Genomic DNA, 18,722 nt, shown 5'->3' on the forward strand with positions numbered 1-18,722 from the left:
AAACTCTTCAGTTTAAAATCAATAGTACATATAGTGTACCAATCTTGGCTCATCAATTACTGACAAAAATTTGCTCAAATAAACTTCGAGTAATTTCTACCATCAATCAATGAAAATAATTTCGATCAATCAACCAGTAAAAATCCACACAAGTTGTTCTTCATAATCTCTTAATGATCTTCTTAATGCTTCGTCAGCAAATAAGAGAACAACATCAAACAACTCAAAACCTTATGTTTATCACTGTCTGCGTTGGTATGCAGCGTATTCTATAGAGTTTCAAAACAAACACAAGCCCCTATCACAGAAATTTCTATGATATTGCGCCTGAGTGTATATTTTTTAAACTAAAAGCAATTTATTGCTTATTTAAAGATCAATATATCCGTATATTTTGCTTTATGAAAGACGAATTTTATAATTCTTGGTGATTTTTATATTCTTCAATCTAAAAAGCCCGTAATTCAACGGACTTTTCAAATAACGCGGATTTCAATAAAACTAATAAAGTTACGAAAGTGACTTTAGTTTGCTTGCTCAGCCAACCAACTCATGAATTTTTGTCGTTCAACGTTACTAGCCTTCTGCCAAAGCTGAATTAATTGTTGATCTGCCCCATTTTCATTAATAGTTACATTTTTTGGAGCAGCTACAGGAGATACTACGTTCGCCGGCTTTACTGTTACAGATTGTGCATAAACAGGTGCCGGTTGATTTTCTGGCACAGCTTCTTTCTTCGTAAAATCTACGGCATTACCTAATACACCATTGGAGAAAATCGTTTTTTGTTCTTTCTTTGCCCCCGCTTGCTGCACAAGTAATTGATTAGATTTGTCATACAAACCAAATATCGGTTGGTCTTTATATTTTTGCGCAGCATCAAAATCTTTTGGCGCATTGACTAGACCCAAACGATACTCTTGCCCATCAATCAGTGCTGAAGTACGAATAGCGGCAACACCTGACTTTAAAATATCGTGGGAATTATCAGCATGTTGAAAAAATTCACTATAACGTACCGTTAATAGGTTTTCACCTGCATCTAGCTTATATTTCTCGGTAGATCGAAATAAACCACCAGTAACTTCTTGATCATTAACTGCAACTATTTTGATTTCTTCCGGAACAGTCAAAATTACAGCTGCAAATCCTGCACTACTTAACATTAGCGCTGCAGCAGCAACAGTTAATCTTAAAGTCATCATTATCACTCTTTATCAACTATTTAGTTTCGATTGCACTATGCAATGCATATGTGACAATCTTATGACATCTAACAATCACTGTATATTTAGTTTCAAGACATTATTTTGATATTCATTCAAGAATTTTGCATATAAAAAAAGGATGCTTAATGCATCCTTTTTAATTCATCACACCATCATTACTTGAATGTTTTGAATCGTTCTTCATCTGCAATAAAGGTTTTTTCACCTGCAGGTGCTTCAATCGAACCGAAAACAAGTTGTGCACGTAGTTTCCATTGATCTGGCACATCAAATGCCGCAGCTGTTTCAGCATCAACAATTGGATTGTAATGTTGTAATGACGCACCAATATTTTTTTCAGCCAAAGCCGTCCAAGTAGCAAATTGAGCAATCGCCGTTGAGTGTTCAGACCATACTGGGAAATTATCTGCATAAAGTGCAAATTGTTCTTGGAGAGCTTTTACTACAGCCTGATCTTCATAAAATAATGCTGTACCAAAACCTGCTGCAAAACTATTAATCTTGCCATTAGTTCCTTCAAATGCATCTGCAGGTACAATTTTACGTAAAGTTTCACGTACGATATTCCAGAATTTTTGATGTGCATCACCAAACAGAATAACGACACGAGACGTTTGAGAGTTAAATGATGACGGACTTAAACGTACTGCATTTTTAATGGTTTGCTCAATTTCATCTTGCGATAAAGTAACGTTATTACCAATAGAATAGATTGTGCGACGTTGTTCGATTTGATTCAAGAATGACATTACAAGACCTCTTTTTATTTTCAATTAGCTGACTAAGTTGAGATTTATAATAGGTGATGTTTTTAACAGTTGCATGACTATATTTACAACATTGTGTCTTATTTCTAGAACAATCAGTTGCAAGCATCTAAATACCTACAACCCACTTACATTCAAATATTGGTTCACAGTCTTTAGGACAGCAGAAATCAAAGCAACCTACAGAACATAGAAATTACTCATAAATTCTAAACTGATCTTGATCTTCTGGTTCTAAACGTTCAGGCGCTTGACCTTCAATTGAACCAAAGACCAACTGCGCACGTAGCAGCCATTGTTTTGAAATATTAAAGTGTTCGGCAACGGCATAATCAATGTGTGGATTATAGTGTTGTAAACATGCGCCTAAACCTGCATCTGCGATCGAAGTCCATACTGCGAATTGAGCCATGCCTGACGTTTGCTCCGACCACACTGGAAAATCTTCTGCACTTAATGGCACTTTCTTTTGTAATTGTTGAATCACAGCTTGATCTTCATAGAAAAGCACAGTTCCCAGGCCAGCTGCACACTGATCTATTTTGAGCGCCACACCTTCAAAAATATAACTCGCAACATTCTTGCGTTGTACGTCTTTTACAATGTCCCAAAATTTTTGATGAGATTCGCCAAATAAAACTACAATACGTGTGCTTTGCGAATTATATGCAGATGGACAACTTCTTACGGATTCTTGAATCAGTTCAGCCAAGTAAGCCTGACTATAATGCACCTTTTTTCCAAGCTCATAAATACTTCGACGTTTCTTTAGTTGGTCGACAAATGACGCTTCTATTTCTTGGTCGGTATTTTTCTTTTTTAATTTAAAATCTTTAGTGATATCCGCAGTCAATACATGACCAATTTTATCGAGTAACGCCACCCTAAACACCCCAAAGCAATTTTTATATATAAACAACAATTCCTTACTTATTCTAAGGGTATATCAGGCTGAATTTTGATTATGATTTATTCACATGTTGCTTTTTAAATCAATCAATAAGCTCAAAAACAAAAAACTCCGCATTTTGCGGAGTTTATGTGACATTTAACGCAATTTATTTATCAGTTTCAAATAATGCTGCGACAAATGATTTTGCTGAGAATGGACGCAAGTCATCAATTTTCTCACCTACACCAATAAAACGAATTGGCACATGGGTACGGCTTGCAATATTAAATAACACACCACCTTTTGCTGTACCATCAAGCTTAGTAATAGTTAGACCTGTAAGTCCTACTGCCTCGTCAAACATTTCAACTTGGTTAATGGCATTTTGACCTGTGCCTGCATCTACCACCAACATCACTTCATGCGGAGCTGTAGCATCAATTTTTTGCATTACACGTTTTACTTTAGACAACTCTTGCATGAGGTGTCCTTTGTTGTGTAAACGACCTGCGGTGTCTGCAATCAGCACGTCTACGCCTTTTGCACGAGCACTTTCGAATGCATCAAAAATAACTGAAGCAGAATCTGCACCATGACCTTGCGCCACAACTGCAATATTATTGCGTTCGCCCCAAATTTGTAATTGCTCTGTTGCTGCTGCACGGAATGTATCACCAGCAGCCAACATTACTTTTTTACCTTCACCTTGTAAGCGTTTTGCTAATTTACCAATCGTGGTGGTTTTACCCACACCATTTACACCAACAACCAAAATTACATACGGATTTTTATTGCTGTCGATATGTAGCGGTTTAACACGTGGTGCAAGTAATGCCACAAGTTCTTCTTGAAGCGCTTTATATAAAGAATGTGAATAGATTAAATCGCCACGTTCAGTACGTTCAGTTAAGTTCGCAATAATCGTTTTGGTTGCATCGACACCAATATCAGCAACCAAAAGTTGCTCTTCAACTTCCTCTAAAAGCTCATCGTCAATTTCCTTCCCACCGATCAGGATATTCACCATGCCGTCTGCCAAGTTCTTACGTGACTTTGCTAGACCTTCTTTCATTCGACTAAAGAAGCCGCCTTTCGCCTTCGAGTCTTCAGTTTCTGACTCTGTTTCTTGTAATGGTGCAGCAACGTCTTGCTGTACTTTCGGTGTCTCGATAATCGGCACATTTACCGCAGGTAAACTCGGTAGCGTGACATCGTCATCACCGATATCAGCATCAATCAAAAATTTATTCTGCCCATGAGATTGCTGTTGCATGCCGAATCCTTGAAAAGCACTGCGTTAAAAAAACCGATTCTATCATAAGTTATCTTAAATTGAGTCGATACACGCCTGTCAGAGCGAAGCACACTAAAAAACAACATGTTGAACTTGCAATCAAAATTAACTTTAGGAAAACTAGATAGCTATAAAATGCATTTTAATGGATTCCTTTGTGTCCCATAAAAACAGATTTTCTCCTTATTTTTTTAAAACTTTATTTCGCTCTGCACTTCCTATCTGTGTCATTAGCAGTTGCCTTTGGTCAGCAACTCATCTACATGCAGACACACGTACCCAATTAACGCGTAGCACCTTTGAAACCACGCTTAAAAATGGTTTAAAGGTCATTATCCGTGAAGACCACCGTGCGCCGATGGTAATGACTCATATTTGGTATCGCGTTGGTAGTAGTGATGAGTCGGGCAATCTATTAGGGATCTCCCACGCGCTCGAACATATGATGTTTAAAGGAACCACTAAAGTTCCTAATGATGAATTTACACGTCTCAGCCGTATCTATGGCGGCAGCATCAACGCTGCAACCTTTACCAATTACACCAATTATTATCAGTTGTATCCAAAAGCCTACTTCCCTATGGCGCTGGAGCTCGAAGCGGATCGTATGAGTAATTTACGATTGCAACAACAAGATTTCGACCCTGAAATTAAAGTGGTTATGGAAGAACGCAGACAGCGCACAGATGATAACCCTCGTTCTTTGGCTTATGAACGTTTCAAATGGATCTCTTATCCAACCAGTCACTATCGTCAACCCGTCATTGGACACATGAAAAATCTGCAAAACATCAAATTGGCAGATTTAAAACAGTGGTATAAAGATTGGTATACCCCGAATAACGCCATTTTGGTGATTGTTGGTGATGTCGATGCCGAAGCAGCCATTCGTCAAGTTCAAAAATACTTTGGTGATATTCCATCACGCAAAACACCTGATCGTAATGATGTGATGGAATTCGAACGTGTGGGCTATCGTCACATGGAACTAAATTTGCCCGTACAAGTGCCTAATTTGTATATGGCGTGGAATGTACGCTCACTGGCTACCGCAAAAAACCCACAAGATGCATATGCTCTCAATATTATTCGCAACATTTTAGATAGTGGTATTTCATCGCGCCTACAAGACAAACTGGTACGCGATAAAAAATTACTCACCGCTGTAAGTGTTTCTTATGATCCATACAATCGTGGTGATAGCTTGTTTACCATTTCAGCACTCCCTGCCGATGGCGTCAAAATGGAACAAGCTCAAAAAGCCATACAAGATGAAATCGAAATATTAAAAACAGAATTAGTCAAAACACCTGAAGTTGAACGTATCACCACACGTTTTGTCTCCAATTTAGTCTATAACCAAGATGACATCAGCAGCCAAGCCAAGACTATCGGTAACTTAGAAGTCAATGGGCTCAGTTTCAGGCTAATGGACGAATTACCAAAATTATATGAAAACGTCAGCGCACAGGATATTCAACGTGTCGCCAATGCGTATTTTGTCCGAGAAAATTTAAGCACCATGTATCTACTTCCAGAACAGACGAAGGTTCCAACAACCTCAAATAAAGCAGATCAAACAGTAAAATCAGCTCAAACGGAAGTTGTTATTCCAGAGCAACAAATCAGCTCAACCCAAAACACAGAAAGCGTCTTGTAAGGATTAGTGATGACTATTACGAAAATTTTATCTCTAAGCTTACTCACTGCGTTTGGCTCACTCCTCCATGCAGAAACTTATACGGAAAATGTTCCTGACCTCAACGATAACCCGAGCCAATTACAATCTATTCCCATGCTGCAAAGTTTAAAGAATTTACAGATTGATAAAGACTACCGTGCTCCGCTTGTTCAAGTGCTGAAAAACCGAAATGGTGTGAATAGCCTGTTTGTTGAATCGCAAGATCTACCCATGGTGGATATTCAACTGACCTTTAATGCAGGTTCTGCTCGTGATGAAGAAGTCGGAAAAGGCTTGTATGGTGTTGCCAACATGGCTGCACGTTTAATCGATGAAGGCACAGAAAAATACAATGCAATGCAAATTGCCTCGGTTTTTGACCAAACAGGTGCTCAATTTAGCGTGCAAGCACATCGAGATATGTTTGTCGTTCGGCTACGCGTATTGTCAGACCCTAAAAAATTAGAACCTGCTTTAAGCATGATGATGGACGTGATTAAAAATGCGACTTTTAAAACCTCTAGTCTAAACTTAGCTCTCAGTAATAACCAAGCTGGTCAGAAGCAACTCCAAGAAAGCCCAAGTCGCTTAATGAATATTCGATTCTATCGGGCTGTATACGGCACACACCCTTATGCAGAACCGATTACGGGAACCAATGGCAGTATCAAAAAAATCACCCCAGACATTTTAAAAAAGTTTCGTGATCAATTTTTAGTTGCTCAAAACTTGAATATTGCCATTACAGGCAAACTCAGCAAAAAAGAAGCTCAGAACCTAGCAGAACGTATTTCTGGAAACTTAAAGCAAGGCGAAAAAGCCAAGGCACTTGCACAACCAGAAGAAAAACAAGGGTTTGATATTATCCATCTTCCCTACAATTCCACCCAAGCCAACGTCATATTTGGACATTTAGGGACGACCCGTGATAACAAAGATCGATTAGCCTTAGAAGTAGCCAATCGAATGTTTGGCGGTGGTGGTTTTAACTCGGTCCTCATGCAAGAGCTTCGTGTCAAACGTGGCTATACTTATGGTGCCTATAGTGCATTTAGCTTTAGCCAAGCGCCCGGTATCTTTAGTTTTAGCTATGGAACACGTCAAGATCAGCTGATAGATAGTATTCGTGTTGCGCATAAAGCCTTTAATGATTTTGTCAAAATGCCTATTGATCAAAAACAAATGGAAGAAACCAAAGCCGGTATGCTGCGTGCTTTTCCGAATAATTACAGCAGTAATGCAACAATCAATGCACAGCTTGGTCTATTGGGCTTTTATCAACAAGACCCAGATTATTTGACCCAGTACCCTAAATTATTGGAAAAAATAACTGTAGCTGATGTACAAAATGCGGTTCGTACCTACATGCACCCTGAAAATATGACGGTGATTGTGGTCAGTAAAACCTTAGATAAAAATGAAGTACAGCAGATATTGGAGGAGAATGTACAAGCAGCTCCAACCAAGATAATCCCTGCGACTAAGGCTGTTCCTCTGCCAAAGCCGGAAGTTGATGTGCCCGTACAGACTCCATCTGATAAGCATGCATCAATTTAAGATAAGCACCCACACGGATGCGATCTTGCTGTCTCAGCAACATCGCCATTTCCTGAGTTTCAGGATAACTTTGCTGAAACGCAAGTCGTGATACGTTTTGGTATTGCTGTACAGAAATAGGACGATATAAGGCAATCACAGCCAATACCAAAATCACCACGATCATGACTGAAACAAAGATATTATAAATTTGCTCTAGCTGTATTTTAGATTTGAATTGAATAATTTTTTCTAAATCAATAGTCATACACTACCTCAGGTTCAAAGTAGTGTATGGCTGACGTTCAAGAAGTTCAAGTCACAGCGCTTAAAACTGCATCAGTCCACTGTTTCAGTCTGTGAGTTAGCTAAACAATTTACTGAATAATGGTACGTATCACCGCAAAATAAAGAATCAATGCAATAATCGCCAAAACGATAAATACTGCAAAAATACTCATTCCACCCTCTGCATGCGCAGGATGTAAATCATCATCATCGGCGATTTTGAGTAATTCGCCATTATATGCATTGTAAAATTCTAAGCGCTGTCCCTTATCTAAATCCCGTGTGAAATCATATACACGTTTGCGCTGTGCTAAACCAAAATCCCCTAAATGAATCTCCTGATGAAAAATTGCGTCATCAAGATTGCGACGATGTAGATGTGCCAATTCCACAATTTGCGCTAATGTCGGAGGATAATCTAAAGTTAAACCGTCTAAAACTTTTGTCATTTTACTTCTCCTTATTATCTACAACTTCTTATGTTAGTATTTTACTCATGAAAACAATTGTTCATTGTTTAATCATGTAAACTATAGCAAATTAGAAATATTTACGTGAATAGTTGACAATTCAAGATAATTGTAATATTAGTTTAATAATACTTAGTTATATTAGTTAATAGGGCTAAAGAATGGGCCCTTAATGATCATAATTAGAATAAGGAGTTAAATATGATTCAACAATTCTCTCAACATGAACTCGAACATGTATACGCAAATGCGGTAAACACAATTCAATCTCAAATGAACTTCAGCGATGCAGTTCACGAATTGGAAGATGCAGCTCGTGCTGGACATGGTAAAGCAGCGTTATTTTTGGCTGAACTTTATTATCAAGGCTTCCGCGTAGAACGTGACTCACTCAAAGCGCAATATTGGCAGAACATGGCCACCTTGCAAGCATAAAAAAACGTCACTAAGGTGGCGTTTTTTACACCCTTCAACTTTTAACTACATAAATTCTTACAATCCAGTTCAAAGCTTACACAGCTTTTTCATAAGAATTTCCTACAATAGGAGCAACATCAACAACACGCTGCATATGATGTCTAAATTAAAGCAATATAAACCTATTCCAAAAGATTTATTTTTCAAAATTAGTATTTTAAAAACCATGATGTACTGTGGAGTCCTTTGGGGTCTCTACCACCAACAAGGTTGGGCAATGACCAGCGATCAAGATCATATTATCTTCCCGTTTTGGCTAAATGGCATTCAAGCGCATAAATATGCCAAAAAGCATTGGCCCAACTACACTCCACGACGCATTACTCCAGAAGATTTTGAGGCATCGCTATTACCAACATTAACACGCCTTAAAGTCATCCCTGCGTTGCATAGCTCTAGCCATATCCGTCTCAAGCTCACAACCTCGCAAATGCGTTTATTCTTTTTTAACCAAGATAAGATTCAAATGGCATAAAACCCTCAGTGCATGCTTGACCTCAGCATGCACTGAAAAGTATTTGCTTTTTTCAAATTTCGCGCTAATTTAAATTAAACAAAAACTACTATAAAGGAATGAAAATATGACTACAGTTGCCCAAGTACTTAAAGACAAAGCTTATCAAGAAATTTACACCATCACCCCAGATGCGACTGTACTCGAAGCCATTTCCCTGATGGCACAAAAAGGCATTGGTGCCCTCGTCGTGACCCATGAAGGCACAGTCGTTGGGATTTTGTCTGAGCGTGATTACACACGTAAAATCGCCCTGATGGAAAGAACCTCTTTCGATACCTCCGTCAGTGAAATTATGACGGGTAGTGTCATCACTGTAACAAGTGCAGCGACTGTCGAAGAATGTTTAGAACTCATGACAGATCGCCATTTACGTCATTTACCTGTCGTTGAGGAACAGAAATTGACTGGCTTAATCTCCATCGGTGACCTTGTAAAAGCAGCAATGGATGATCAACGAAAACTGATCGAACAACTTCAACAATATATTTCAGGCTAAACTCAAAAATCCCCCTTGATAAGCTTTAAGGGGGAATTCTAAATATCAATAATTTTATATAACTCACATTTTGTAATGACATACACATTACAAATTAATTACTTTTCTCAATTTCCTTCTTATGCTTAAACCCGCTTTAGATAAATTAGACCAACTAGATGCCATCATTTTAGAATTAGAACGCTTAATGTTATCGATGAAAGACGATGAACTGCTGCAATACCACCGATGTACGATCAATTTAGAGATTGCTTCTGCTGTCGCTGAAATTTTAGATGCAAAGGCAATTATTTATGCGCTACATCCTGAGTTAATTCCAATTACATCAAGCGTTAACCACACTATATATAAAAATTATGTCAAAAAAAATATCCCAGTTAAAAACTGGGATACTTCGAATATAGATCGGGCTATACAACTGCAAAAGATTTTTGCACCATCAACAGATGATGAGCAACTTAGTCTTTTTTAATGGCAGTAATTAATTTAAACCTAATTTTTCAGCCACATAGTCTGAGTCTTTATCGCCCCGGCCTGAAACGTTAACAACAATCTTCACATCTTTGGCAAGTTTTGATGCTTCACGAATTGCCCATGCAACCGCATGTGAACTTTCTAGTGCAGGCACAATACCTTCTACACGTGAAAGCGTCATGAATGCATCTAAACATTCTTGGTCTGTCGCTGTTGTATATTCAACACGGCCTAGGTCTTTTAACAAGCTATGTTGTGGCCCCACTCCAGGATAATCCAAACCTGATGCAATTGAATGCACTGGTAATGGCTCACCCTGTTCATCTTCAAGGACATAACATGCCATACCATGAATTTGACTTGGTTTACCCAATGTCAACGTCGCAGAGTGCATATTGGTATCTAAACCATGGCCTGCAGGCTCCACACCCACAAGTTTTACATCTGTATCATTGAGGAATGCTGTAAATGCACCAACGGCATTTGAACCACCACCCACGCATGCAACCACATAGTCAGGATTTGCACCAAATCGATCATTGGCTTGAACTTTAATTTCATCACCAATAATTGACTGGAAGTCACGGACCATTTTCGGGAATGGATGTGGGCCAACCACTGAACCAATCGCATAAATAAAATTGGTTGGATCTTTTAAATATTCTTCAAAAGCGCTATCTACTGCATCTTTGAGCGTAGCTGTACCACGTGTAACAGAGATCAGGTTGGCACCTAAAATCTTCATTTTCACCACGTTTGGATGTTCTTTTTCAATATCCACTTGCCCCATGTGAATTTCACATGGAATACCTACCAAGGCACAAGCCGTTGCCAATGCTACACCATGCTGACCCGCGCCAGTTTCAGCAATCACTTTGGTTTTACCCATGTATTTTGCTAACAAAGCTTCGCCAAGGCAGTGGTTAATTTTATGCGCACCGGTATGGTTGAGGTCTTCACGCTTTAGGTAGATTTGTGCGCCACCTAATTTGTCAGACAAGCGCTTTGCATAAAACAATGGACTAGGACGTCCAACATAGTGTGCAAACAACTCTTTCAATTCATTTTGAAATTCTTCTGTATGACGAATTTGCTCATAAGCAACATTAATGTCATCCATTGCCTGTTTTAAATCTGGTGGAATGAACTGCCCACCGTATTCCCCGAAGAAACCTTCTTCATTAGGTAATGCGATACCATTAATTTGATGATCCATCATATTTCCTTCATGTTGTATGCAAAACAAAGACTTTTAAATACTATCCAATTTTGAAAATAAGAAACAATGCAAAATTGGAGTAAGTAATATAAACATCATTGATAAGAAAAAGTATCGTTTTTAACGCTTTAGCGCGCTAAATATTTCGTCATATCTTCCACACCTTTGAGGGTCATTGGGAACATATGATCTTCAAAAATTTGTTTAATCGCAGCAATGGTTTGGGTGTAATGCCAATAACTTTCTTCTTCTGGGTTTAACCATGCTGTTTTATCAAAATGATTGCGTAAGCGCTGTAACCACACCTGACCCGCCTCATCATTCATATATTCCACAGAACCACCTGCCGAGTTCAACTCATACGGCGCCATACTCGCATCACCGACAACGATGACACGGTAATCTCGACCATAGGTGTTGAATAGATCCCATGTATTCATACGCGTGCTGGAACGGCGAATATTGTCTTTCCATACATAGTCATATAAACAGTTATGAAAATAGAAATACTCTAACGTTTTAAATTCAGTTTTTGCAGCGGTAAAGAGCTTCTCACATTGGGCAATATGTGAGTCCATAGAACCCCCAACATCAAACAGCATCAATACTTTAATGCGGTTACGTCGTTCAGGAACCAACTGCACATCCAAAATACCTTGTTTGGCCGTTTCACGAATGGTTCCGTCGATATCTAGCTCTTCTGCTGCACCTTGACGGGCAAATTTACGCAAACGACGCAATGCCATCTGCATCTGACGACTTCCGAGAATCTGCTCATCATCTAGGTTTCGGTATTGACGTTGTTCCCAGACTTTCACCGCAGATCGTTTACGACCAGGCCCACCGATACGTACGCCTTCAGGATGGTCGCCATAGGCACCAAACGGCGATGTACCACCCGTACCGATCATCCGATTACCACCCTGATGCTTTTTATGCTGCTCGCGCAAACGCTCTTCGAGCATTTTCATCAGTTCTTCTAATGATCCGGCTTTTTTTAATTCTTCTCGTTGTTCAGGTGTTAGATGTTTTTCGATGAGTTCAAGGTCAAACCAATCCTTTGGCAGTTTATGCACCTGATTTAATAGCTCATCCAAATCAAAGGTGGCAATACCGTCAAAATAGTCTTTCATTGCACGGTCGAATTTATCAAAGTAACGTTCATCTTTGACCATGACGGTTTTTGCAAGCTGATAAAATTCATTTTGATCTGCAAAGACTAGCCCTGCTGCCACTGCTTGGTTCAAGTCAATCAATTCACGAGTTGAAACAGGAACACCGTATTTTCGAAGGGTATAAAACAATCGCACAAACATAGGCGAATAAAATCCAATAAAAATTAAATATCAGGAGGTCAAATCCAGTGTGAATGCATGTGATCTTGTTATTTCATCTGCAACTGAGTCTTGCCTTTACATCCACCATTATGAAAAATTGATCCCTACAAGTAAAGCCAAAAGCTTTTACTGCGTGTTCATATACGTTGCCCTATCTTCCCAAAGAAAGGTAAATGACATGATTTATTCACAAGTCGCATTTCTATTTTTAAGAGATTGTTTAAGAGTTTCATATTTGTGCTGAACTTTGAGGCGATCTTGCTGCAACTTTTCAATAGATACGATTTTATGAAAACCTTGATGGTTTCTATAGCGGTTAAAGTCATTTAGATTCAAGATCACAAAATCATAGTATTTCAGCTCGAGTACAGTTGCAGCACAGGCCTTTTGTTGAATGGTCGTTTGAGCTGCGAGATAATCTGATTGATCAATGAGCTTTTCTTTAAGTTGATGTTCTGCAACTTGCGCCCAATACGCATCCTGGAGTAGCTGTTGATGCTGCTGTTCAAACTGAGCATCATCCATTGCATAGCTAAAACTAGAAAAATAAAAACTCGCAGCCAACAAAAGTACAGTCGGCTTTAATCTCCTAGGTACAGCTATGTGTACACGAGATACGTATGCATTTGTCTGCATAATTCACCTTTATATTTTTTAATACTCAAAATAAAAGCCGGATAACCGGCTTTTAAATCTTTGATAAAATTAATAGCAATTAACGACGTGACATAAATGCTAGACGTTCAAGCAATTGCACATCTTGTTCGTTCTTAATCAAGGCACCATAAAGTGGTGGAATTGATTTCGATTTATCTGTATTGCGTAAAATATCTTCTGGCATATCATCCGCCATCAGCAAACTCAACCAATCAATCAACTCAGAGGTTGAAGGCGGTTTCTTTAAACCCGGAATTTGACGTAATTTAAAGAAAATTTGTAGTGCTTCAGAGACCAAGGTATTTGAAATATTTTCAAAATGTACATCGATGATTTCACGCATGGTTGCTTCGTCAGGGAATTCAATATAATGAAAGAAACAACGACGCAAGAAGGCATCTGGAAGTTCTTTTTCATTATTTGAAGTAATGATCACGATTGGACGTTGTGTTGCCGTAATTGTCTCACCCGTCTCATACACAAAGAAGGACATTTTATCGAGTTCATGCAGCAAATCATTAGGGAATTCGATATCTGCTTTATCAATCTCGTCAATTAGAAGTACACAACGTTCTTCACCAGTGAATGCTTCCCAAAGTTTACCCGGCTTAATATAGTTTTTGATGTCATAAACACGGTCATCACCCAACTGACTATCACGCAGACGAGATACGGCGTCGTACTCATACAAACCTTGTTGAGCCTTGGTCGTCGATTTGATATGCCAAGTAATGAGCTTAAGGCCTAAACTTTCAGCCACTTGTTCGGCTAAAAGTGTTTTACCTGTCCCCGGCTCACCTTTAACCAAAAGTGGCTTTTGCAATGAACGTGCAGCTTTTACTGCAAGTTTTAAGCTATCGGTCGCAATATATTGATCTGTACCAGTAAATTGTTGAGTTTCAACAGACATGACATAACCTTATTTTTTTATTTAAAGCGGTGAAATTTTCTTGTTTACAACGTGCTGTGGTTTCGCTGCATTGTATTTGGTCCAAAAATAACCGAGGACTAAACCAATACCCACCACAAAGAGAATCAACGATAGATTCAACCAAACCAATGGCTGATCTTTTGTTAATACACCAAAAATCAAACCAAAAATCGCAGGTGCGATCGCTGCATTTGAACCTTCAGAAACGGTTGGTGTTAATAAAATAGCAAATACGATAAGCCAACCAATGGCACCGATCGTTTTGGGTAAGCGCTTCATCAGCCCATACCAACACAACAAAGCAATTACAGCCCCACCTAGGTAAACCGTAATTGCAATACTGCTTTCAGGAATTGAGTCCAATACCGATACTACACCATTCATTTTCACAACTCCTGAATTAACTTAAGCGCCGCGCAAGCCTTCTGGCTCAACTGCATTTGGGTCAATTAAACCTTCTGGAGGCATTTGAATAAAGAACCCTTTTGTTTCAATTGAATCTATGACATGCAATACGTTTACACGTGCAAGTTTGCGTGATTCACTGAGTTCTAGATCCATGACAAATGTGGCACGACCAAATGCTGTACGTAATGCATCAGGCATTACTGCAAGCGGATCTGTCGCTTCAGTTTCGTTTTCATTAACTTCAGGACGAGCAATATAAAGATACATTTCATCTTTTTTGCTCGATTTGTAGATAGAACAGTACATAATTGAATCAATACTCATTAAACGCAAGGCAAAGGATACATCAAAAAAAAGACTGATACATTAGTGTTTATTAACGCATCAGTCGTGAATTTGTATAAGTGATAGTTCTTTAATCAATCAGAACTTATTCCATCACTTTCATTTGACCAGAAAGATAGCTTTCATCGGCATGCAGCACTTCAATTAAAGGCTTCGTCAGCAAATCATAGCGCCAGCCCAACAAATAGCTCGGTAAATCTTGTTCATCATTATGAAAAACCACATGCTGATACAAAGCATTTAACCATTTTTTACGCATTAAAACTTCTTTAGGCACAGAGATTTCTTGTACTGCACGCTGAATGACTGTATCGACGCGCGAACCAATATCCTGAGACGAATGACGAATTGGACGTGCCATACGCAGCGGCCATTCAGCTTGTTCTGGTAAAAACTTCAACAAATCTAAAATAATTTTACCATGCTCACGCACAATGTTCGGACGAATGTCTTTCACTGCACTCAATTGAAAATTATTTTTTGGATTTTTTTCTACCATATCAATGATGGTTGAGTTTCTAAGAATAAAGCTACGTGGCTGATTTAAGGCTTTCACCATTTGCTCACGCCAAACGGCCAATTGCTGAATTTGCATGAGCTGACGACGTGAATGTCGATAATTACCAATATCGTGATACAGCATATGGATAGGCGTTTCAGTGCCAATTTCATAAGTTAAATTTTTGCAGTCCTCAAGCACACAATTTAATAAACTTTTCGCAGCCAATTCATTCTGAATCGTATGGCTTAAATTCATTAAATAATGTACATCATTCGCTGCATAGTTCAATTGCTCGGCACTGAGTGGACGAGCCAACCAATCTGAACGTGTCTGATCTTTATCTATATCTACATCGAGCATAGTTTTTAAGGCATTTTGATAGCTGACTTGTAAGCCATGCCCTAAAAATGACATCCCAACTTGGGTATCAAAGACATTTTCTAAAGACTTATGCTGTGCATAGTGATAAATCAGGTCGATATCTTCACTACAAGCATGAAAAATGTTTTGCTGAGCCGCAAATAATTTTTGCCAGAATTGGGTTAAATCGAGGGTTGTACCATCAAGTAAATACACCTGATTTTGTACATTAATTTGGAAAAGTCCAAGTTTGGGCCACAGGGTATCTACTTTTATAAACTCGGTGTCGAGTCCGTAAATCGAGCTTTGGTCCATAAGATTTAAAACAGAATTTAAATCTGGCTGATTTTGAATGAATTGATACATAAGTTGCTGAGTCTAATTTTAGATGCTCTATGAGCTTATATTAACTGATATATATTATTTATCTATAAGGAAAAACGTTATTTTAGCGACTTATTTCCTTTAATTGGCTTTTTTATTCATTGTAAACAAAAACTTTAATCGTTATTAAGTATAAATAATTAGGTGAAAATTATACAAAGCGAAACGAGTTTCGCTCTATAGTTACTTCATTCGCATTCGGTTATGCACGGCCTGACTTAAGGTATGACTATCCACATATTCAAGCTCACCACCCTGTGGTACTCCCTGTGCAATACGGGTCATTTGTATTGGTAAATGTTTAGTCGCTTCAACCAAATAATGTGCTGTCGCTTGACCTTCAACCGTTGCATTGGTCGCCAAGATCACTTCCTGCACTTTACCATCACTTAGTCGTTGAATTAAATATGGAATACCAATTTCGTCGGGGCCAATACCATCGAGTGGTGACAAATGTCCACCCAATACATGATATTTCCCTCTAAAACTGCCACTTTGCTCGATTGCCATGACATCTGCAGGAGATTCAACCACACAAAGCAGTTGATCATCACGCTCTGAAGAGACGCAAATATTGCATACTTCATCTTCAGTCAATGAATGGCAAATGGAACATTCATGAATATAGTTGGTTGCTTCAGTCAAGGCATGTGCCAAACCAACAGCGCCTTCCCTATTTTTCATGATTAAGTGCAGTGCCATACGTTGAGCCGACTTTGGCCCAACGCTTGGCAAAATACGCAATGCCTGTACAAGTTGATCAAAACGATCACTAAACATTTAACGTATTCCTTAGAATAAACCTGAAAGGCCTGGTGGAAGCCCCATACCCGAGTTTGCAGATTTCAGTTTTTCTTCTGAAATCACTTCAGCTTGACGTGAAGCATCATTCATTGCCGCTGCAATTAAATCTTCAATCATATCTGCATCATCTTGAAGTAGTTCAGGATTGATTTCAATACGTTTCACCACATGACGCGCAGTCATAGTAACTTTAACCAGACCACCACCTGCTTCAGCGTGAACTTCAACTTGTGCAAGCTCTTCCTTGGCTTTTTTAATGTTGCTCTCAACTTCTTTTTGCATGCGTTGAGCTTGCTGCATGAGCATATTAATGTTCATAAAAATCTCCGAACAAAACTGATGAATTCACTTTAGATAAGATCTAAACCGCGTGAAAGATCGCGAATAATATCATTAATATCTTCTAAACCAACAGATACTCGAATTAAACCTTCGCTAATCCCTGCTGCTTTTTTTGCTTCTGCTGACATTCTGCCATGAGAAGTCGTTGCAGGATGGGTAATTGTTGATTTTACATCACCCAAGTTACTTGTAATAGAAAGGAACTTGGTATTATCAATCACAGTCCAAGCCCCTTTACGTTCGCCTTTGGCAACAAACGACACAACTCCACCAAAGCCTTTTTGTTGCTTTTTCGCCAACTCATGACCTTCGTGATTTGGAAGTCCCGCATAGTACACTTTTTCAACTTTCGGGTGTGCATCTAACCATTCAGCTAAAGTTTGAGCACTTGCACAGTGGGCTTTCATACGTAAGCTTAAAGTTTCTAGGCCTTTCAGGAAGATCCATGCATTGAATGGACTCATCGAGTTACCCAGTGTACGAATAACACCTGTAATCTCTTCCATCAATTTTGCACTACCTACAACTGCACCACCGAGCGCGCGACCTTGACCATCAATATATTTTGTTGATGAATAGATCACGAGGTCCGCACCGAATTTAATCGGTTGCTGTAACACCGGTGTACAGAAAGTATTATCGACTGCAAATAATGCCCCATGCGCATGTGCAATATCAGCAATGGCTTGTAAATCCCCTACTTGAGCTAATGGGTTTGACGGTGTTTCAATAAACAATAAGCGTGTAGTTGGACGAATCGCTTGTTTCCAAGCATCTAAATCTTCCAAATCAACAAAAGTAACGTCAACACCAAATTTGATGACATATTTTTCAAACAGAGAAATGATCGAACCAAAGACAGCACGTGAACACACCACATGATCGCCAGCTTTTAAGTATGCCAAAGTGATCGCGTGTACGCCTGCCATACCCGAACTTGTCGCAACTGCGGCTTCAGCACCATCCAAAACAGCTAAACGTTTTTCGAACGCTTGTACAGTTGGATTGGTATAACGTGAATAGGTATTGCCTTCAATTTGACCTGAAAATTTTGCTGCGGCATCTGCTGCACTTTCACAAACAAATGATGAAGTCAGGAAAATTGGCTCACTATGTTCACCCTCAAAAGTACGAGTATGACCTGTACGAATCGCTAAAGTCTCTAATTGGTATTCGATGTCGTCTTGTTGGCTCATCTGTATTACTCAGTCGCGAAGAACTGCCTTTGTGAAGAATTGCCAATATTTTGAGCGTCTAAGCTATTTAAGGTCAAGGTAAAATACTAAATTATCGCTTAGACTTCGACCAATCC

General features: G+C 39.0%; 21 protein-coding genes and 1 pseudogene. 6 read left to right on the forward strand and 16 right to left on the reverse strand.

Annotation, left to right across the window (positions count from 1 at the left end; all coding sequences use genetic code 11):
• Positions 1-524 precede the first annotated feature (524 nt).
• The 4 genes from FTT94_RS12575 to ftsY form a co-directional block, all read right to left on the reverse strand.
• On the reverse strand, positions 525-1,202 hold the full coding sequence (locus FTT94_RS12575) for a DUF2057 domain-containing protein (RefSeq protein ID WP_180170907.1): 678 nt from the start codon (positions 1,200-1,202) through the stop codon (positions 525-527).
• Positions 1,203-1,384: 182 nt separating this feature from the next.
• Positions 1,385-1,978, reverse strand: coding sequence for a nitroreductase family protein (locus FTT94_RS12580; protein ID WP_168379659.1), 594 nt, complete (start codon positions 1,976-1,978; stop codon positions 1,385-1,387).
• A gap of 214 nt (positions 1,979-2,192) precedes the next feature.
• The gene (locus FTT94_RS12585; RefSeq protein ID WP_180170896.1) at positions 2,193-2,879 is read right to left on the reverse strand and encodes a nitroreductase family protein; all 687 of its coding nucleotides are present in this window, start codon (positions 2,877-2,879) and stop codon (positions 2,193-2,195) included.
• A gap of 175 nt (positions 2,880-3,054) precedes the next feature.
• Positions 3,055-4,161: a signal recognition particle-docking protein FtsY gene (ftsY, locus tag FTT94_RS12590; protein WP_168379661.1), complete on the reverse strand. Its 1,107-nt coding sequence runs from the start codon at positions 4,159-4,161 to the stop codon at positions 3,055-3,057.
• A 250-nt stretch (positions 4,162-4,411) separates the two neighbouring features.
• On the opposite strand from ftsY, the pseudogene FTT94_RS12595 reads away from it, so the two are divergent.
• Together FTT94_RS12595 and FTT94_RS12600 are read left to right on the forward strand one after the other, a co-directional pair.
• Positions 4,412-5,725 (forward strand): annotated as a pseudogene (locus FTT94_RS12595) (M16 family metallopeptidase); the annotation flags it as partial.
• 123 nt (positions 5,726-5,848) lie between these two features.
• Positions 5,849-7,420, forward strand: a complete 1,572-nt coding sequence (locus FTT94_RS12600; RefSeq protein ID WP_373686035.1) for a M16 family metallopeptidase — start codon at positions 5,849-5,851, stop codon at positions 7,418-7,420.
• On the opposite strand, the gene FTT94_RS12605 is transcribed toward FTT94_RS12600, so the two are convergent.
• Positions 7,344-7,667 carry a hypothetical protein gene (locus FTT94_RS12605; RefSeq protein WP_180011239.1) on the reverse strand — a complete coding sequence of 108 codons (324 nt, stop codon included), beginning with the start codon at positions 7,665-7,667 and terminating at the stop codon, positions 7,344-7,346. The two genes, FTT94_RS12600 and FTT94_RS12605, sit on opposite strands and share 77 nt — an antisense overlap.
• Positions 7,668-7,776: 109 nt before the next feature.
• On the reverse strand, positions 7,777-8,136 hold the full coding sequence (locus FTT94_RS12610; RefSeq protein ID WP_180011241.1) for a hypothetical protein: 360 nt from the start codon (positions 8,134-8,136) through the stop codon (positions 7,777-7,779).
• Between the two features lie 222 nt (positions 8,137-8,358).
• Here FTT94_RS12610 and FTT94_RS12615 point away from each other — a divergent pair, with 222 nt between their 5' ends.
• The 4 genes from FTT94_RS12615 to FTT94_RS12630 all read left to right on the forward strand — a co-directional run bounded on the left by FTT94_RS12615 (position 8,359) and on the right by FTT94_RS12630 (position 10,119).
• Complete coding sequence (locus FTT94_RS12615) at positions 8,359-8,592, forward strand: hypothetical protein (protein WP_078188494.1); 234 nt, start codon at positions 8,359-8,361, stop codon at positions 8,590-8,592.
• A 139-nt stretch (positions 8,593-8,731) separates the two neighbouring features.
• Entirely contained in the window at positions 8,732-9,109 is a 378-nt protein-coding gene (locus FTT94_RS12620) for a DUF2750 domain-containing protein (RefSeq protein ID WP_078188495.1), read from the forward strand.
• 106 nt (positions 9,110-9,215) lie between these two features.
• The gene (locus tag FTT94_RS12625) at positions 9,216-9,647 is read left to right on the forward strand and encodes a CBS domain-containing protein (protein WP_078193901.1); all 432 of its coding nucleotides are present in this window, start codon (positions 9,216-9,218) and stop codon (positions 9,645-9,647) included.
• A 121-nt stretch (positions 9,648-9,768) separates the two neighbouring features.
• Complete coding sequence (locus FTT94_RS12630; RefSeq protein ID WP_180060180.1) at positions 9,769-10,119, forward strand: hypothetical protein; 351 nt, start codon at positions 9,769-9,771, stop codon at positions 10,117-10,119.
• 9 nt (positions 10,120-10,128) lie between these two features.
• Here FTT94_RS12630 and trpB read toward each other — a convergent pair whose 3' ends face one another.
• From trpB to FTT94_RS12680, 10 genes are all read right to left on the reverse strand, one after another.
• The gene (gene trpB, locus FTT94_RS12635) at positions 10,129-11,337 is read right to left on the reverse strand and encodes a tryptophan synthase subunit beta (RefSeq protein ID WP_180005109.1); all 1,209 of its coding nucleotides are present in this window, start codon (positions 11,335-11,337) and stop codon (positions 10,129-10,131) included.
• 131 nt (positions 11,338-11,468) lie between these two features.
• Positions 11,469-12,656, reverse strand: coding sequence for a VWA domain-containing protein (locus FTT94_RS12640; RefSeq protein ID WP_078188499.1), 1,188 nt, complete (start codon positions 12,654-12,656; stop codon positions 11,469-11,471).
• 204 nt (positions 12,657-12,860) lie between these two features.
• A complete protein-coding gene (locus FTT94_RS12645) occupies positions 12,861-13,313 on the reverse strand; it encodes a hypothetical protein (RefSeq protein ID WP_180170898.1) in 453 nt (150 codons plus the stop codon).
• A 79-nt stretch (positions 13,314-13,392) separates the two neighbouring features.
• Entirely contained in the window at positions 13,393-14,244 is an 852-nt protein-coding gene (locus tag FTT94_RS12650; protein ID WP_180170899.1) for a MoxR family ATPase, read from the reverse strand.
• 21 nt (positions 14,245-14,265) lie between these two features.
• Entirely contained in the window at positions 14,266-14,649 is a 384-nt protein-coding gene (locus FTT94_RS12655; RefSeq protein WP_078193907.1) for a hypothetical protein, read from the reverse strand.
• Between the two features lie 21 nt (positions 14,650-14,670).
• Entirely contained in the window at positions 14,671-14,979 is a 309-nt protein-coding gene (locus tag FTT94_RS12660) for a YcgL domain-containing protein (RefSeq protein WP_180011296.1), read from the reverse strand.
• 124 nt (positions 14,980-15,103) lie between these two features.
• Positions 15,104-16,246, reverse strand: a complete 1,143-nt coding sequence (locus FTT94_RS12665) for an HRDC domain-containing protein (protein WP_180170900.1) — start codon at positions 16,244-16,246, stop codon at positions 15,104-15,106.
• Positions 16,247-16,447: 201 nt separating this feature from the next.
• Positions 16,448-17,044 carry a recombination mediator RecR gene (gene recR / locus FTT94_RS12670; protein ID WP_078188505.1) on the reverse strand — a complete coding sequence of 199 codons (597 nt, stop codon included), beginning with the start codon at positions 17,042-17,044 and terminating at the stop codon, positions 16,448-16,450.
• A 12-nt stretch (positions 17,045-17,056) separates the two neighbouring features.
• The gene (locus tag FTT94_RS12675) at positions 17,057-17,386 is read right to left on the reverse strand and encodes a YbaB/EbfC family nucleoid-associated protein (RefSeq protein WP_078188506.1); all 330 of its coding nucleotides are present in this window, start codon (positions 17,384-17,386) and stop codon (positions 17,057-17,059) included.
• A 32-nt stretch (positions 17,387-17,418) separates the two neighbouring features.
• Positions 17,419-18,606 (reverse strand): O-succinylhomoserine sulfhydrylase, encoded by a 1,188-nt coding sequence (locus FTT94_RS12680; protein WP_180022718.1) that lies wholly within the window; start codon positions 18,604-18,606, stop codon positions 17,419-17,421.
• Between the last annotated feature and the right edge of the window lie 116 nt (positions 18,607-18,722).

This window comes from Acinetobacter sp. YH12027 (genome assembly GCF_013420085.1).
Lineage (GTDB): Bacteria > Pseudomonadota > Gammaproteobacteria > Pseudomonadales > Moraxellaceae > Acinetobacter > Acinetobacter amyesii.

What these genes read in the sequence shown, in the direction of transcription:
- FTT94_RS12680 (WP_180022718.1), bottom strand. Translation starts at nt 18,606, where the DNA reads ATGAGCCAACAAGACGACATCGAATACCAATTAGAGACTTTAGCGATT.
- FTT94_RS12640 (WP_078188499.1), bottom strand. Translation starts at nt 12,656, where the DNA reads ATGTTTGTGCGATTGTTTTATACCCTTCGAAAATACGGTGTTCCTGTT.
- FTT94_RS12620 (WP_078188495.1), top strand. Translation starts at nt 8,732, where the DNA reads ATGTCTAAATTAAAGCAATATAAACCTATTCCAAAAGATTTATTTTTC.
- FTT94_RS12630 (WP_180060180.1), top strand. Translation starts at nt 9,769, where the DNA reads ATGCTTAAACCCGCTTTAGATAAATTAGACCAACTAGATGCCATCATT.
- FTT94_RS12675 (WP_078188506.1), bottom strand. Translation starts at nt 17,386, where the DNA reads ATGAACATTAATATGCTCATGCAGCAAGCTCAACGCATGCAAAAAGAA.
- trpB (WP_180005109.1), bottom strand. Translation starts at nt 11,337, where the DNA reads ATGGATCATCAAATTAATGGTATCGCATTACCTAATGAAGAAGGTTTC.
- FTT94_RS12615 (WP_078188494.1), top strand. Translation starts at nt 8,359, where the DNA reads ATGATTCAACAATTCTCTCAACATGAACTCGAACATGTATACGCAAAT.
- FTT94_RS12645 (WP_180170898.1), bottom strand. Translation starts at nt 13,313, where the DNA reads ATGCAGACAAATGCATACGTATCTCGTGTACACATAGCTGTACCTAGG.
- FTT94_RS12660 (WP_180011296.1), bottom strand. Translation starts at nt 14,979, where the DNA reads ATGTACTGTTCTATCTACAAATCGAGCAAAAAAGATGAAATGTATCTT.
- FTT94_RS12610 (WP_180011241.1), bottom strand. Translation starts at nt 8,136, where the DNA reads ATGACAAAAGTTTTAGACGGTTTAACTTTAGATTATCCTCCGACATTA.
- FTT94_RS12665 (WP_180170900.1), bottom strand. Translation starts at nt 16,246, where the DNA reads ATGTATCAATTCATTCAAAATCAGCCAGATTTAAATTCTGTTTTAAAT.
- ftsY (WP_168379661.1), bottom strand. Translation starts at nt 4,161, where the DNA reads ATGCAACAGCAATCTCATGGGCAGAATAAATTTTTGATTGATGCTGAT.
- FTT94_RS12655 (WP_078193907.1), bottom strand. Translation starts at nt 14,649, where the DNA reads ATGAATGGTGTAGTATCGGTATTGGACTCAATTCCTGAAAGCAGTATT.
- FTT94_RS12650 (WP_180170899.1), bottom strand. Translation starts at nt 14,244, where the DNA reads ATGTCTGTTGAAACTCAACAATTTACTGGTACAGATCAATATATTGCG.
- FTT94_RS12625 (WP_078193901.1), top strand. Translation starts at nt 9,216, where the DNA reads ATGACTACAGTTGCCCAAGTACTTAAAGACAAAGCTTATCAAGAAATT.
- FTT94_RS12580 (WP_168379659.1), bottom strand. Translation starts at nt 1,978, where the DNA reads ATGTCATTCTTGAATCAAATCGAACAACGTCGCACAATCTATTCTATT.
- FTT94_RS12605 (WP_180011239.1), bottom strand. Translation starts at nt 7,667, where the DNA reads ATGACTATTGATTTAGAAAAAATTATTCAATTCAAATCTAAAATACAG.
- FTT94_RS12575 (WP_180170907.1), bottom strand. Translation starts at nt 1,202, where the DNA reads ATGACTTTAAGATTAACTGTTGCTGCTGCAGCGCTAATGTTAAGTAGT.
- recR (WP_078188505.1), bottom strand. Translation starts at nt 17,044, where the DNA reads ATGTTTAGTGATCGTTTTGATCAACTTGTACAGGCATTGCGTATTTTG.